The organism is Caulobacter sp. D5 (assembly GCF_003185805.1).
Taxonomy (GTDB): Bacteria; Pseudomonadota; Alphaproteobacteria; order Caulobacterales; family Caulobacteraceae; genus Caulobacter.
The window spans coordinates 1-15,140 of sequence record NZ_QHJY01000331.1 but is presented as its reverse complement, the minus strand read 5'-3'; the positions used below and the strand labels follow the sequence as shown (position 1 = coordinate 15,140).

Below are 15,140 nucleotides of genomic sequence, written 5' to 3'. Positions count from 1 at the left end.
ACTCGTCCTCGCCGATGCGGCCCAGGATCGAGCCCTCGGGGAAGGCGGCGGCCAGACGCGAGCCCAGGGCGGCCAGCACGAGGTCGGCGCGCTCGTGGCCCAGGGCCTCGTTCAGGCGGCGCAGGCGGTCGAGGTCGGCGACCACCAGTTCATGCACGCCGGTGTGGGTCAGGCGCTCGCGGGCGCGGGCGATGAAGCTGCGGCGGTCGAGGAGCCCCGTGAGGTCGTCCTTGCCCGAGGCGGCGAATTTCACTTCCGGGGCGATGACGCCGGCGGCGCGCAGGCCCTCTTCCAGCCAGACGCCGCGCCAGATGCAGGTCTCGCCGCCGCGCATGCGCATGCGCACCACGATCTCGGAGCCGGCCTCGCGCACCCGCAGCAGTTCTTCGGCCTGGGCGCGGTCCTGCGGCAGGGCCAGGGCGCGGAAGGCGGCGGAGGCGCATTCGGGAGCCAGGGGCGACAGGCCCAGGGCCCGGGCCGCGCCGTTGATGCGCAGGCGGTCGGTCTCGGGGTCCCAGTGCCACAGCGCGACCTCCGCGGCGCCCAACGCTTCCAGCGTGGTCGTCGCGTCCCAGATCCTACGCTCGGCTACCTTGAAAGACATGCCCGTTCCCGCGCCGCCCGATCCCCCATGGATGGACGGCGTGCGGTCCGGGCCAAACTCACGACGGAGCAATCAACCCGAACAGACGATGATCTCGCCACTCGCCGTTAATTTTAAGATAAGCGCGCGCATATCCCTCCTCGGAAAACCCGCATCTCGTGAGCAGGCCGGCCGAGCGCGCGTTATGCGGCATGCAGGCCGCTTCCAGCCGATGAAGGCCCAGCGGGCCGAAGGCGAAGTCGATCACCGCCCGCACCGCCTCGGTGGTGTAGCCCTGCCCCGCATGCGCCTCGCCGGCCCAGTAGCCGACCACTCCGGTCTGGGCCACGCCCCGGCGGATGTTGAACAGGCGCACGCCGCCGACGATGGCGTCGTCGGACTTGCGGAACACGAAGAACGGAAAGGCTTCTCCCAGTTCGAGTTCGCGGGCGTAGGCGGCCAGGCGCTGGCGGAAGGCGGCCCGCGTCAGGTCGTCGGCCGGCCAGGTCGGCTCCCACGGCGTCAGGAAGGCGCGCGAGCCGCCGCGCAGCTCCGCCCACGGCTTGTGATCGGCCAGGCGCGGCAGGCGCAGATAGACCCGCTCGCCCTCGATGCGCGGGCCCTGGTCGATGCGGAGAAGACGGAGAATGGCGGACAAAAGACGGGTCTCGAACAGCAGGGCCGCACCATTGCGGCTTATTGTCCGCCGAACAACGTCCGCCGGAAGATTTCCCCCGCGCCCAGCGCGCCCTTGGCCCCCAGCACCGCCGTGGCGGCCTTGGCGGGCGCCAGCATCCGCTTGCCCAGGCGCGCGATGTCGGCCGCCCCGACCGCATCGACCCCGGCCGCCAGCTCGGCGGGCGAGAACAATCGGTCGAAGGTCAGGGCCTGGCCGGCGGCCTGCTCGGCGCGGGCGAGCGGCTGCTCGCGGGCCATGAACATGTGCGCCTTCAGCTGGGCCTTGCAGCGGGCCAGCTCGGCCTCGTCGATGCGCTCGACCAGGGCCAGCAGCTGCTCGGCGCAGACCTGGGCGGTTTGCCCTGCGTCCTTGGCCGCGCAGCCGGCATAGATCCCCAGCGCCCCTATGTCTGCATAGGTGTCGGCGTAGGCGTCGATGTTGTAGGCCAGACCGCGCTTCTCGCGGGCCTCCTGGAACAGCCGCGACGACATGCCCCCGCCCAGGGCCTCGGCGAAGACCCGCAGGGCGAAATAGTCGTCGTCGCGCGAACCGGCGGCCGGCAGCATCAGAACCAGATGCGCCTGCTCCAGCTTGCGGGTCTCGGCGAAGGATGCGCCAACGAAAGGGGCGGGATCGGGAACCGGCGCGCCGGGCGTGGCCGGCAGGTCGCCGAAGGCCTTCTGCGCCAGGTCCAGCAGCTCGGCTTCCTCGACCGCGCCGGTGGCGCTGACCACCAGCCGGTCGGCGGCGTAGAGGCTGGCGCGCCAGTCCGACAGGGCTTCGGGCGTCGCGGCCTCGACGGTGTCGACCGTGCCCAGGATCGGCCGGCCGACCGGATGGTCGCCCCAGGCGCCCTTCTGCAGCAGGTCGAAGACGTAGTCGTCGGGCGCGTCGGCGGCCTCGGCGATCTCCTGGGCGACCACCTGCTTCTCGCGGGCCAGATCGGCGGCGTCGAGCGTCGGCCGGCGCACGAGGTCGGCGAGGACCTCGACGCCCAGCGGCAGGCCGCCCTTCAGGGCGCGGATCTGGAAGCTGGTGCGCTCGTAGCCGGTGGCGGCGTTGATCTGGCCGCCCTGGGCCTCGACCACCTCGACGATGTCGCGCGCGCTGCGCGCGCCCGCGCCCTTGAACACCATGTGCTCGAGCAGGTGCGACCAGCCCGACCGCGCCGGATCCTCATAGGCCGCCCCGCGCCCGGCGACGACGCTCAGGGCCAAGGTCTCGAGCCCCGGCATCGGATCGCAGACGACGCGGACGCCATTGGGCAGGGTATGGAGGGTGGGAAGGCTCATAGACCCCGATACGCGCACGCGATCAGAGGGTCAACTTTCACCGAAGCGCTAAACTAGCCCAGCAATTTCATCAACTGCCGCGCCGCGCTTGACGAATAGTTTCGCGGACCTTGTCCATATTCCGGCCGGACGGCTCTTGATAGTGGAAGAAGGCTCGTTCCGGTTCAGCCTGCCAAGTATCTCCAAAAGCGTAGGCTTCCAAGGTTTCGATCCTGCCATTCGAGACGTGAAGCAAGAGGCCGAAGCCATCATCAAGTTCTGCCGCCTCTCCGAACACATCGCCCAGCTTGAAGGAAAGGGGCTCCTGCAGCAAAGGCGAGCCTTCAGAGATAACGACATTAGTCAAAACTCCAACGCCCGTGACCTCACGATTCAATACGGAAGCCATTACCGCCTGTTGCCGCAGTATCGCCAACACGGGGTCGTCTCCTTTGAGCAAGGCGTCGAGCGCGGCCGTCTCGAATGTGGTCAAGGAATCCATGCGTTACCGAATTTCAAGGCGCCATTCACGACATTCCCGGTCACGGTGACAGTGGCTCCCGCAACCTTGACACTCATTTCGAACACACCGGTCGTGCCGGCCGCCTTGACCGCCGACGCTGTCGCCGCGTGGATGGCGTTCGCCGCTGCTTCACGCGATCCGAACTTAGCCACAAGGCCACCAAGCTTATGCTTGGCCGTAAAAACGTGATCCAGCCGTTGAGGCGATAGCACGCATTCGACATTGTGTACCCATACCTGCTGGTCGCCCACAAAATAGGTGTGGAAGTCAGCGACCTCGAAATTGTAGATGCGCTCGATTTTGCCAGTGTTGATGATGCGAACGACCGTCACGTCACCGCGCATGGCGTCAAGACGTTGGCCCACACGCAATTCCGAAGTCACGACCCAGCCCGTCGCCGCATGGAACGGGTGGTCATCCGTTACGCGGATAACCGTAGGAACACGTTCACCGCCGCCGAGAGCGACCTCCCAGATTTCGCGCTCCAAAGCTGGCCGCAGGCCGACAACACGTTTCTGAGCGACCTCACCCGTTTCTTCGTTACGCGACAGCACAAGGTCGCCCACACCGATTTCCTCGATCGGCCGCAAGCCGTTCGCCGTCGCCACCAGCGTGCCCGCGGCGAAGCACTTTCCGCAGCCGCGTTTCAACAACGTGGCCGCTCGTCCAGCCATCGACTGGACCACGGGCGAAGCTGCGGCCTCCAAAGCCGCAACTGTGGCGACGGGCGCTAGAACCGGGATCCACATCCACTGGTTTTGCTCATAGATGCGGCGCTCCTCGACTCTGAACCGCGCCTGCTCCTGCGTGCAGCTGAAGCCGCAGATCCGCCAGATCTCTTCGGGCTTGTAGCAACCCTGGCTGGGGTTGCAGCTTGGGCCGGCCACGACGGTTATCGGGCAAACCGCGCTGCCCGCCGAGCCGCCCCCATAGCAATAGAGTTCCTGGGTTCCTCTTTCGCCGTTCATTCCCGAGGGGTCGGTTACGTTGAGCGGATCGCCGCCGACATAGGCGTAGAGGTTCAACCCGTCGATATAGCCAGCCGGGTCCGGCTGCAGGAACCGGCCCAGCGCCGGCGAATAGGCGCGGGCCTTGTAGTGATAGAGGCCCAGCTCCGGGATCCAGGCCTGGCCGGTGTATTGGAAGCGCCCGATATTGCCGGCTGCTGGCAGGCCATATTCGTCATAGGCGTTGGCGTTGGAAAGAACGCCCGCATCGGAGACCACTCCGATCACAGAGCCTCGCTCATCGGCCGCGAACCAGCGACGGTCACCGGTCGAAGCGCCTTCGAACCAAACCAAAGGCTCGTCTTCACCCGGCCCGTGAACGTAACGGCGCAGAAGGGCGCCGCCGGCGTCGTATTCGGCGATAATGTCGGAGCCGTCGTACAGGAAACGGGTTGTCGCCGCGCCGGCGACGCTGGCCAGTCGGGCCAACGGGTCATAGGTCAGGCTAGCGGCGGGTGCGGAACCCGAGACGCCGGTCAGGCGGTTGTCGATATCGTAGCCGTAGGCGACGCCTTGAACCGACGCCAGATTGCCGCGCCCATCAACACCGACCGGATCCGCGCCGATCGCCGTCAGCTTGTTACCGGCGTCATAGGTGTAGGTCTTGCCGCTAATCGCCCCGGTGCTTCTTTGCCAGCTGTCGCCGGTCGTCACGGTGTCGATGAGCTGACCGGCGGCGTTGTAGCTGAAGCTGCGCGTGAACGCCTGCCCAGGCGCGGCCGGCAGGATGTGGCTCTGGCTGATCAGGTCCCCGTTGGCATAGGCGTATTCCGTACGCCACAGATCACCGGCGCCGCGTCGCAGCTTCGTTCGCCGTCCGTAGTTGTCATAATCAAAGCCCGCCAGCCGCGCCCCGCCCTGAGAGATCGACAGGAGGTTATCGGCGGCGTCGTAGGCATAGCTCAGCGTGAAGCCGCCGGGCTGCGTCATCGCCGTACGACGATTGGCCTCGTCATAGGTGTAGGAGACCTCGCCGAGGGCCGTGGTCTCGGTCTTCAGATTGCCGAACACGTCATAGGCGCTGGTCACGGTCTGGCCGCCGGCGCTCGCGGTCAGCTGCCGGCCGAGGTTGTCGTAGGCGTAGGTGCTGGCCGGCGCGCTACGGGAGGTGATGCGCCCCGCGCCGTCATAGCCGTAATCGACCCACTGCCCGTCGCGGCGTCGCTCGCGCGTCACCCTGGATGAAGCGTCGTACTCGTGCTGATCGAAGGATCCGCCGGGATAAACGGTCTTGATGAGGCGGCCCTGGCCGTCGCGCTCATAGGTGGTCGTCCCGCCGCGACCATCCGACTGGCTGGCGATCAGTCCATTGTCGGTATAGGTGCGGCTTTCGATGTCGGTCGCGTAAGCGGTTCCATAGCCTTCGGTGACCTTCGTCACCCGCCCCGCGTTATCGTAAAGATAGGAGGTGATCCGGTCCGGACCGGCGGCGCCCTCCGAAGTGAAGGCGCAGGCGGAGGCCGGAGCGCTGGGGAAGTTCGGCCAGGCTCCGAGGGCGGCGATGTTCATGCGCTGAACGCTGCACGACAGGCGGCCGCCGGCGTCGTAGCTGACCTGCGTCACGCTATGCGCCGTTCCGCCTGCGCCAATCGCGACCAGTCGGACGCGTCCCAGGGAGTCGTAGAGCGTCACGTTCTGTTCGAGCGCGGCCATGGCGTCGAGTTCGGCGTCGGACTGCGCCGCCGTGACGCCGCTTTCGACCAGGCTGGGTCGGCCGCTGGCGTCATAAGTGGTCCGCACGGCGCGGTAGCGCACCTGACCCTGGTCGTTGACGAACGCCGGCTCGATGACGCCCGTCACGCGCCGGGCCGAGTCATAGCGCATCCAGGTCGTGTCGCCCGCGCCCGAAAGCGGGCCATCGACGGTCCGTACGTTGCCGAACGCGTCGTGAGTATAGGCGGTCGTGGCCACCAGCCCGCCGCTGCCCGCCTTTTCCGTCTGGGCGGTGAGTTGGACGTTGTTTGGCGTCCCGTCGACGCCATACGACAGAACCGTCTTCTGCTCGTCGGCGGTGTTGAGGCAAGCCGGCGCCACGCCGGTCGCGCAGGTCGAGCGCTCCGTCATGCGCCATACGGGCGTCGGCGCGCGCACCAGAACGCCGTTGGCGTCCTTGTACCAGGCATAGAACTGGCCATAGGCGTAACGGACCTGCGGCCGCACGCCGTTGGCGCCGGCCGGCGAGGTCACGGTCGCCACGGCGCCACTGTCGAGATGGTAGGTGTAGTCGGTCTGAAGACCCAGGGCGTCCTGCGTCCAGATCGGCTTGTTACAGGTCTTCTGATTGACGCCGGGGTCGGAACAGGTGGTCGGGAACGAGGCCCTGGCGACGATGTCGGCCGGCGTGCCGGGCGTCTTGGAGACCTGGCGGCTCTCCGTCACGTTGCCGCGGAGGTCGTAGGTGTACTCGGTGTAGTCCCCTTCGGGACGCGTCACGCGCTTGAGCCGACGATAGTCGTCGTAGACGAAGCTGGTCGTCTTGCCCAAGGCGTCGGTGTCAGTCTTGATCAGCGCGCCCTGCGTGGACACGACGGTGCGGACGTGGCCCAGCGGATCGGTCACCGTCATGGTGTTGGTGCTGGTCGCGGGGTCGCCGGTGTTGTTGCCGACGAAATTGTAGGTCCAGGTTCCCGCTGGCGTGACGACCGACTTGACGACGCCCGCGCTGGTGAAGGTGTAGCTCTTGGTCTCGCCCGTCGGCAGGGTCGCGACCATCGTGCCGTCGGCCGTGCCCGAGGTCGGCGTCGACCAGACGTAGGACGGCAGGTCGGTGCGCGGCGACACCTTGGAATTGGCCGTGGTGCAGCCGGTCGAGAGCCCGCAGGCGTCGACGGCCATGTTGTACAGGAAGGCCTGCGAGCTGGTCGCCGCCCACCATCCGAGCGTGCTCCACGCATAGGGCTGAACGTCGCGCATGCCCTGCTGGCAGCCGCTCCCCATCGGAATGCAGGTCACCATGGAGAAATGGATGTAGGTGACGACCTCGCCGTCCGGCTTGGTCACCTTGGTCAGGCGCGCCTGATTGGCCAGGTCGGGATAGGTGTTGGCCAGGGCCTTTTCGAAGACCGCGACCGTCCCGTCGCGCATGGTGTACGTGAAGGTGGTGGAGTCCGCCGTCAGGGTAGAACCCCGGTTTTCGGTCGAATAGAAAGGCCCGGTCGCCGACACGCCGTAGAACCGCTCGCCCATGATGCCGACCGAGACGACGTACCTCGCGTCGGAGGCGTCCAGATGGATCGTGCCGCTGAGATTGTAGCGCGTGGTCGCGTTCAGCATCACGCGCTGGGCGTAGAGACCGTTTTCGTCGCCGATGGAGGCGAACTTCTCGACAGCGTTCAGTCGGCCGCTGAGCAGGTCGATGCTGTTCTCGTCGACCGTGGTGTGGGAAGGCGGAACCCCTGCCGCCGCCTGCGCCATGACGGGCGAGGCTATGGCGATTGATCCGAAAGCAACGACCACAGCGACGAACGCGCGCAGGCGCGCCGTCAGATTCACACACGACCGCAGCACGAAGTCCCCCAACTCAAGCTTGGGCGATTCTTCGCAGTCGTAACAATTTATCGCAATCGAAAATTGCGCCGGCAGGCGAACGCACTCCTAGGCGCCCAGGCGGCCTCGGCCACGCCTACTTCCCCGCGAACGCCCGCACGTGGGCCTTCACCGCCGCCGGGTCCGCCGGCAGGCGGTCGAAGCGTTCGGGCTTGGCCGACAGGTCCGGCGCGCCGCGCGGCACGCCCTGGACGACGCCGGTGGCGGCCAGCACGGCTTCGGGGAACTTGGCCGGGTGGGCGGTCGACAGCACCACGACCGGGGTCGTGGGATCCTCGAGGCGCAGGCGGGCGGCGGCGGCGAGGCCGACGGCGGTGTGCGGATCGACGATCTCGCCGGTCTCGTTCAGTGTGGCCAGCATGGTCTTGGCGGTGTCGGCCTCGCTGACCGAGGCCCCGACGAACAGCTCGCGCATCATCGCATGGGCGCTGGGCGGGATGTCGAGCACGCCGGTGGTGGCGAAGCCCCGGAAGGCTCGGCCGGTCTCGATGCCGTCGCGGCGCACGGCCTCGAAATAGAGGCGCTCGAAGTTGGAGGCGACCTGGATGTCCATGGCCGGGCTCTGGGTGGCGGCCACGGCCCCGCGGGCGTAGCGGCCGTCCTCGAAGGCGCGCGCCAGGATGTCGTTGCTGTTGGTGGCGGCCACGACCTTGGCGATCGGCAGGCCCAGCTGCTTGGCGACGAAGGCGGCGTAGGCGTCGCCGAAATTCCCCGTCGGCACGACGAAGGCGATCTCGCGGGCCGGCGCGCCCAGGCTGACGGCGGCGGTGAAGTAGTAGACGCTCTGGGCCGCGATCCGCGCCCAGTTGATCGAATTGACGCCCGACAGGTCCACCGCATGGCGGAACTGGTCGTCCTGGAAGGCCTGCTTGACGATGGCCTGGCAGTCGTCGAACGAGCCCTGCACCGACACGCACGACACATTGGCGTCTTCCGCCGTGGTCATGAACCGGCGCTGGACCTCGCTGATCCGGCCCTCGGGGAAGAGGGCGACGATGCGGGCGTTGCTGCGGCCGCGGAAGGCCTCGACGGCCGCGCCGCCGGTGTCGCCCGAGGTGGCGCAGATGATGGTCATGGTCCGCGACTGGCGCGACAGCACGTAGTCGTAGAGCCGCCCCAGCAACTGCATGGCCACGTCCTTGAAGGCCAGGGTCGGACCGTGGAACAGCTCCAGCAGGTAGCGGTTGGCGGCCAGCTGCTTCAGCGGCGTCACCGCCGCGTGGGTGAAGCTGGCATAGGCCTCGTCGCACATGGTCTGCAGGTCGTCGGCCGGGATGTCGTCGCCGACGAACCGGCCGAGCACGGCCGCGGCCACCTGGGCGTAGGTCTTGCCGGCGAAGGCGGCGATCTCTTCGGGCGTGAAGGTCGGCCAGGCTTCCGGCACATAGAGGCCGCCGTCGGGGGCGAGGCCCGCCAGCACCGCGTCCAGGAAACCGATCGAGGGGGACTCGCCCCGGGTCGAGACGTAACGCATCAGGGCCTCATCCTCCGCCAGAGCATGGCGGCATAGATAAAGAGCAGGGTGACGGCAAGACCAAACCACGTAAGCGCGTATTCCAGGTGCCGGTTGGAAATTTCTGCCGGCAAGGGCGCGGGCGTGACGCCGGGAACGGCGGGCGTGGCGGTCTCGACCATCAGGAGATAGGACGACATTCCGTCCCGGATGATGATCGACGGCTCGCGCGAGGTGCGCTTGCCCAGGTGGCGCTCGTCGATCAGGACCCCGGTGACGCGCCCCGGCGCCGTGAACAGGCGATCGGGCGGCGCCGGCTGGCCGGTCAGCGCATCGACCACGCCGAGATCGAGACGGATGACGTCGGTCTTGCCGACCTCAACCCAGCAGACGGCCTGGCCGCGCCAGACGATCTGGCCCTCGCGCACGCCATAGATCATCGACAGGTCGCCGCCCGCGACCTTGGAGGGGGACGGCGGCCCGCAGTCGGTCGCGACACGCGTCCAGGTGACGTCCTCGCCCTTGTCGGCGCGGGCCAGGGCCTGGGCCAGCGGAATGGCCGGCGCGGTCTTCAGCTTCTCGATCCGCGCCAGCAGGTCTTCCTTCCAGGCCAGGCGCTTAACCTGCCAGGTCCCCAGGCCGCAGAGGATAGAAAAAGCGATCAGGGTCGCGATCGTCAGGCCGATCGGGAAACCGGGCTTCTTGGCGGCAGAAGTCTCAGACATCGTCGCGCCCCGCCTGCGAAGCCTTGTTGGCGATCTGTGCGGCGACCATCAGTCCCTTGGCCGGCCGCATCAGGAAGAGGCAGGCCAGCCCCGTCAGCGGCAGCCAGACCACCAGCAGCAGCCACACCGGCCAGTTCCAGGCGAACATCGAGAACAGCGCCCCGAACGCGCACAGGAACCCCGCGATCAGGATGACGAAGGTCGAGGCCCCGTCGCCGGTCTCGAGCTTGGCGAGGTCGTAGCCGCAGGCCTCGCAGCGCGGCGCGATCTTGAGGAAGCCCTCGAACAGGAAGCCCTCGCCGCAGACGGGGCATCGCCCGGCGGCGCCGGCGGCGTAGGGGTTGGTCTTGGGCATGGGTGCTGCACCATCCGACAAATGCGCCGCCCCTCCTTATCGCCTTCCTCGCCCTCGTGGCGAGGATCCATGCGTCAGCTGGCGAGGCGGAGATCGACCTGCACGGTCTGAGCGGCGGAACGATGGGCCCTGGGCACGAGGCCCAGGGAGGCGGCTGTGTTGCGGAGCGGGATGGGTCCCTTCCGCCGAAAACGAAAAAGGCCCGGAGCGCGGTCGGCGCTCCGGGCCTTTCGGAAGACTTGAGCGTGGCAGCCGAAAGTGTTGGCGGTTTCGGCGCCTGCCACGCACCAGACCTAAAGCGACCTCAGTGCGTCGAGGCGCCGAAGATCACGTAGATGAAGGCGAACAGGAACAGCCAGACCACATCGACGAAGTGCCAGTACCAGGCGGCCGCTTCGAAGCCGAAGTGCTGCTTGGGCGTGAAGGCGCCGTTCATCAGGCGGATCAGGCAGACGATCAGGAACAGCGTGCCCACGAAGACGTGGAAGCCGTGGAAGCCGGTGGCCAGGAAGAAGGTCGAGCCGTAGAGGCCCGAATTGGCGGCGGCTTCGTTGTAGAACAGCTGCTCGTGGTTGATGTGGGCGTATTCGTAGACCTGGATGGTCGTGAACAGCGCGCCGAGCAGGATGGTCAGGATCAGGCCCCACTGGGCGCCCTTGCGGTCGCCTTGCTGCAGGGCGTGGTGCGACCAGGTGATGGTCGTGCCCGACAGCAGCAGGGTCAGGGTGTTGACCAGCGGCAGGTGCCAGGGCGAGACGGTCTCGACGCCGGCCGGCGGCCAGGCGGCCCAGGCGGTGCGCACTTCCTCGATGCCCGACAGGGTGCGGTGATGGTGGAACAGGGCCATCTCGAAGAAGATCCAGAACCACGCCACGAAGAACATCACTTCCGAGGCGATGAACAGCACCATGCCGTAGCGCAGGCCGATCGAGACGACGGGGGTGTGGTCGCCGGCGTTGGCTTCCTTGATGACGTCGCGCCACCAGCCGAACATCGTGTAGAGCACGCCGGCCAGGCCGGTCGCGAACAGCCACCACTGGCCCTTCTCGATGCCGAACACCCCGCCCTTGATCCAGGCGATCAGGCCGAGCGCCATGACCGTGGCGGCCGCCGAGCCGACGAACGGCCACGGGCTGGGCGGCAGGATGTGGTAGTCGTGTTTGACGGCGCCGTGGGCCATGTGTCGCGAACCCTCTTTAATCTTATTGATGGCGCGTCGCTTGGGTCCCCCCGGCCCGCGCCTCTCCCTTGCCGAAAGCTATAGTCTGCCGGACGCTGTTCCGCCAAGAGGCTCGACGATGCGAGGCACGTCCGTCTTGCCTTCCTGGCCTTCGACGGCCGGGAAGAAGGTGTAGGACAGGGTGATCTCGGACTTGCCCTTGGTCTCCGGATCCTCGGCGAAGCGCGGATCGACGAAGTAGACGACCGGGAACTCGACCGTCTGGCCGGGCTGGATCGTCTGGTTCGAGAAGCAGAAGCACTCGATCTTCTGGAAGTACGGGCCGGCCTGCTCGGGCACGACATTGTAGATCGCCCGCCCGGTCTGGGGCTTGTCGCTGGTGTTGGTGACCTTGAAGAAGGCCAGCCCCGAGGCGCCCAGCTTGATGTCCTGGCTGACCTGCTCGGTGGTGAAGGTCCAGGGCAGGCTGCGGACGTTGGCGTCGAAGCGGATCTGGACGGTGCGGTCGAGCACCTTGGTCGGGGCGGCCTCGGCTCGGCGCACCGTGCCATCGAAGCCGGTAGCCTGGCAGAACAGCTTGTACAGCGGCACCGCCGCATAGGCCGCGCCGACCATGCCCACGAAGGCGACGGCGCAGATCAGCGCCACGCGCTTGTTGCGGCGGGCCTGCAGCGTGGTCTTGTCGGCGCCGGCCCCGCCCGGCGTGGGATCAGAACCGGTTTCCGACATTGGCGCCCAGCCTCACCAGGGTGACCACGAACACCAGCACGACGAAGGCGACCAGGCCCACGGCGAGCGCGATGTTGCGGCCGTTGCGGGCCTTGATGGCGTCGGCCTTGTCCGGCTGGACGGAGACGGTCTTCTTCGGGTCGGTCAAGGAATGAGCTCCAGAGCCTTCACGCCGATCATGGCCTCGGCCAGCAGGGCGGCGAACAGGGCGAAGAGATAGAGGATCGAGAAGGCGAACAGGTTACGGGCGTCCTTGGCCCCGCCCACCGGCGGCGGGCGCTTGCCCTCGACGGCCGGTTCGGCGGCGGGAGCGGGCGCGGCCTCCACCTCATAGAGGGCGCGGTCGGCGGTGCGCGGGTCGGCGGCGTCGCCGGCGTCGCTGCGGAACACCCGCCAGGCCAGGGTGAGGAACACGAGACCGCCCAGGCCCGAGACGGCCAGGTACAGCGGCCCGCCCAGGCCCGTGAAGGCCGGCGCCAGGCAGACGGGGATGAAGATCAGGCTGTAGATCAGGATCTGCTGGCGGGTGGCCTTGGCGCCCTTGACCACCGGCAGCATCGGCACGCCGGCCTTGGCGTAGTCGGTGCTGATGTAGAGCGACAGCGCCCAGAAGTGCGGCGGGGTCCACAGGAAGATGATCAGCACCATCAGCCAGGCGTTCAGCGGCGCCGAGCCGGTGGCCGCCGCCCAGCCGATCGCCGGCGGCAGCGCGCCGGCCAGACCGCCGATGACGATGTTCTGGGCCGTCCAGCGCTTCAGCCACATGGTGTAGACCACGGCGTAGAAGACGATGGTGAAGGCCAGCAGGCCCGCCGCCAGCCAGTTGATGGCCATGCCCAGCAGCATGACCGAGAGCAGGCTCAGCACCACGCCCAGGGCGGCGGCTTCGGAGCCCTCGACCAGGCCGGCCGGCACCGGACGGCCGCGGGTGCGGCGCATCTTGGCGTCGATGTCGGCGTCGTACCACATGTTCAGGGCGCCCGAGGCCCCGGCCCCGACGGCGATGCACAGCACCGCCACCGCGCCCAGCAGCGGGTGGATGTGGGTGCGGGCGGCCACCAGGCCGGTCAGGCCCGTGAACACCACCAGCGACATCACGCGCGGCTTCATCAGCTGGAAATAGTCCTGCCAGCGCGCGGCGCGGACCGGTTCGGTCCGGTGCGTGTCTGACGGGAGAACGGCGGGCTTGGCCATGGGATACGGTATCTTGGAAAGCTGGGTCTTGATGGGCGAAGGGCGCGGGCCCGGCTGTCGCCGGATCCGCGCCCCCCGCGCTTATACTGCTATTTTACCAGAGATCAGTGATGCCAGTGATCAATGATGATCGTCGGCCTTGATGACCGGCGGCTCGCTGAACTGGTGGAACGGCGGCGGCGAGGACAGGGTCCATTCCAGCGTGGTGGCGCCTTCGCCCCACGGGTTGGCCTCGGCCTTGCGGCGACGGATGGCGGCTTCCAGCAGCACGACCAGGAAGACGCCGACGCCGACGACGGTGATCATATAGCCGACCGACGAGACGTAGTTCCACTTCGCGAACGCGTCCGGATAGTCGACATAGCGGCGGGGCATGCCGTCCAGGCCCAGGAAGTGCTGCGGGAAGAACACCAGGTTCACGCCCACGAACATGATCCAGAAGTGCAGAGCGCCGAGGAACTCGTTGTACTTCACGCCCCACATCTTCTCGAACCAGTAGTAGAAGCCCGCGAAGATGGCGAAGACGGCGCCCAGCGACAGCACGTAGTGGAAGTGGGCCACCACGTAGTAGGTGTCGTGCAGGCTGTAGTCGATGCCGGCGTTCGACAGGACGACGCCGGTGACGCCGCCGACCGTGAACAGGAAGATGAAGCCGATCGCCCACAGCATGGGCGTCTTGAAGCTGATCGAACCGCCCCACATCGTGGCGATCCACGAGAAGATCTTCACGCCGGTCGGGACGGCGATGATCATCGTCGCGGCCACGAAATAGGCGCGCAGGTTGATGCTCATGCCGACCGTGTACATGTGGTGGGCCCACACGATGAAGCCGACGAAGCCGATGGCGACCATGGCGTAGGCCATGGCGAGGTAGCCGAAGACCGGCTTCTTGGAGAAGGTCGAGACGATGTGGCTGATGATGCCGAACCCCGGCAGGATCAGGATGTACACTTCCGGGTGACCGAAGAACCAGAACAGGTGCTGGAACATCACCGGGTCGCCGCCGGCGGCCGGGTCGAAGAAGTGGGTGCCGAAGTTGCGGTCGGTCAGCAGCATGGTGATGGCGCCGGCCAGCACGGGCAGCGACAGCAGCAGCAGGAAGGCGGTGATCAGCACCGACCAGGCGAACAGCGGCATGCGGTGCAGGGTCATGCCCGGCGCGCGCATGTTGAAGATCGTGGTGATGAAGTTGATCGCGCCGAGGATCGACGAGGCGCCGGCCAGGTGGAGCGACAGGATCGCCAGATCCATGGCCGGACCGGTGTGGCCGGTGGTCGACAGCGGCGGATAGATCGTCCAGCCGCCGCCGAAGCCGTGGCCCGGACCGCCGTCGACGAACATCGAGGTGCACAGCAGCACCCAGGCGGCGACCAGCAGCCAGAACGAGATGTTGTTCATCCGCGGGAAGGCCATGTCCGGCGCGCCGATCATGATCGGGACGAACCAGTTGCCGAAGCCGCCGATCATGGCGGGCATGACCATGAAGAAGATCATGATCAGGGCGTGGGCGGTGACCACGGCGTTGTAGCCGTGCTTGCCCTTGAACACGCCGAGCTGGGCCAGCAGGCCGTTGTCGGTGAAGACCTGGATGCCCGGATGCATCAGCTCCCAGCGGATCAGGCCCGACAGGGCCCCGCCGACGATGCCCGCCATGATGGCGAACAGGATGTAGAGCGTGCCGATGTCCTTGTGGTTCGTCGAGAAGAACCAGCGGGCGAAGAAGGGCGGCTTTTCGTCGGCGCCATGGCCGTCGTGGTGATCGATGTCAGCGGCGTGAGCCATCGGACTGATATCCTAAAGCGTTCTTAGGCCGCCGGCGCGGCGGCGGGAGCCGCGGCCGGAGCGGAAGCGGGAGCGGCGGCCGGAGCTGCGGCGGCGGGCGTCGTCGTGGCCGG

General features: G+C 67.3%; 13 protein-coding genes. All 13 read right to left on the bottom strand.

All coding sequences use genetic code 11. The annotated features are described in order from the left end of the window. Positions 1-604: diguanylate cyclase domain-containing protein (locus DMC18_RS19865; protein ID WP_146218141.1), on the bottom strand; the 604-nt coding region annotated here is incomplete at its 3' end. Between the two features lie 58 nt (positions 605-662). Further along, positions 663-1,241 (bottom strand): GNAT family N-acetyltransferase, encoded by a 579-nt coding sequence (locus DMC18_RS19860; RefSeq protein ID WP_110121347.1) that lies wholly within the window; start codon positions 1,239-1,241, stop codon positions 663-665. A 38-nt stretch (positions 1,242-1,279) separates the two neighbouring features. Further along, complete coding sequence (locus tag DMC18_RS19855; protein ID WP_110121348.1) at positions 1,280-2,554, bottom strand: pitrilysin family protein; 1,275 nt, start codon at positions 2,552-2,554, stop codon at positions 1,280-1,282. Positions 2,555-2,624: 70 nt separating this feature from the next. Beyond that, positions 2,625-3,026 carry a hypothetical protein gene (locus tag DMC18_RS19850; RefSeq protein WP_233248232.1) on the bottom strand — a complete coding sequence of 134 codons (402 nt, stop codon included), beginning with the start codon at positions 3,024-3,026 and terminating at the stop codon, positions 2,625-2,627. Then, complete coding sequence (locus tag DMC18_RS19845) at positions 3,023-7,582, bottom strand: polymorphic toxin-type HINT domain-containing protein (RefSeq protein WP_110121350.1); 4,560 nt, start codon at positions 7,580-7,582, stop codon at positions 3,023-3,025. Before DMC18_RS19845 ends, DMC18_RS19850 begins: the two co-directional genes overlap by 4 nt. 103 nt (positions 7,583-7,685) lie before the next feature. Beyond that, complete coding sequence (gene thrC, locus DMC18_RS19840) at positions 7,686-9,083, bottom strand: threonine synthase (RefSeq protein ID WP_110121351.1); 1,398 nt, start codon at positions 9,081-9,083, stop codon at positions 7,686-7,688. Then, on the bottom strand, positions 9,083-9,787 hold the full coding sequence (locus DMC18_RS19835) for an SURF1 family protein (protein WP_110121352.1): 705 nt from the start codon (positions 9,785-9,787) through the stop codon (positions 9,083-9,085). The genes thrC and DMC18_RS19835 overlap by 1 nt, the downstream gene beginning before the upstream one ends. Beyond that, complete coding sequence (locus DMC18_RS19830) at positions 9,780-10,142, bottom strand: DUF983 domain-containing protein (protein WP_110121353.1); 363 nt, start codon at positions 10,140-10,142, stop codon at positions 9,780-9,782. Before DMC18_RS19830 ends, DMC18_RS19835 begins: the two co-directional genes overlap by 8 nt. A gap of 304 nt (positions 10,143-10,446) precedes the next feature. Next, the gene (locus DMC18_RS19825) at positions 10,447-11,322 is read right to left on the bottom strand and encodes a cytochrome c oxidase subunit 3 (protein ID WP_110121354.1); all 876 of its coding nucleotides are present in this window, start codon (positions 11,320-11,322) and stop codon (positions 10,447-10,449) included. Between the two features lie 78 nt (positions 11,323-11,400). Beyond that, the gene (locus DMC18_RS19820; protein WP_110121355.1) at positions 11,401-12,051 is read right to left on the bottom strand and encodes a cytochrome c oxidase assembly protein; all 651 of its coding nucleotides are present in this window, start codon (positions 12,049-12,051) and stop codon (positions 11,401-11,403) included. Beyond that, complete coding sequence (locus tag DMC18_RS26670) at positions 12,032-12,148, bottom strand: hypothetical protein (RefSeq protein ID WP_233245330.1); 117 nt, start codon at positions 12,146-12,148, stop codon at positions 12,032-12,034. The genes DMC18_RS19820 and DMC18_RS26670 overlap by 20 nt, the downstream gene beginning before the upstream one ends. A gap of 47 nt (positions 12,149-12,195) precedes the next feature. Then, positions 12,196-13,245 (bottom strand): heme o synthase, encoded by a 1,050-nt coding sequence (gene cyoE / locus DMC18_RS19815; RefSeq protein WP_110121356.1) that lies wholly within the window; start codon positions 13,243-13,245, stop codon positions 12,196-12,198. Positions 13,246-13,365: 120 nt separating this feature from the next. Next, a complete protein-coding gene (gene ctaD / locus DMC18_RS19810; RefSeq protein WP_110133238.1) occupies positions 13,366-15,027 on the bottom strand; it encodes a cytochrome c oxidase subunit I in 1,662 nt (553 codons plus the stop codon). Positions 15,028-15,140: the final 113 nt, after the last annotated feature.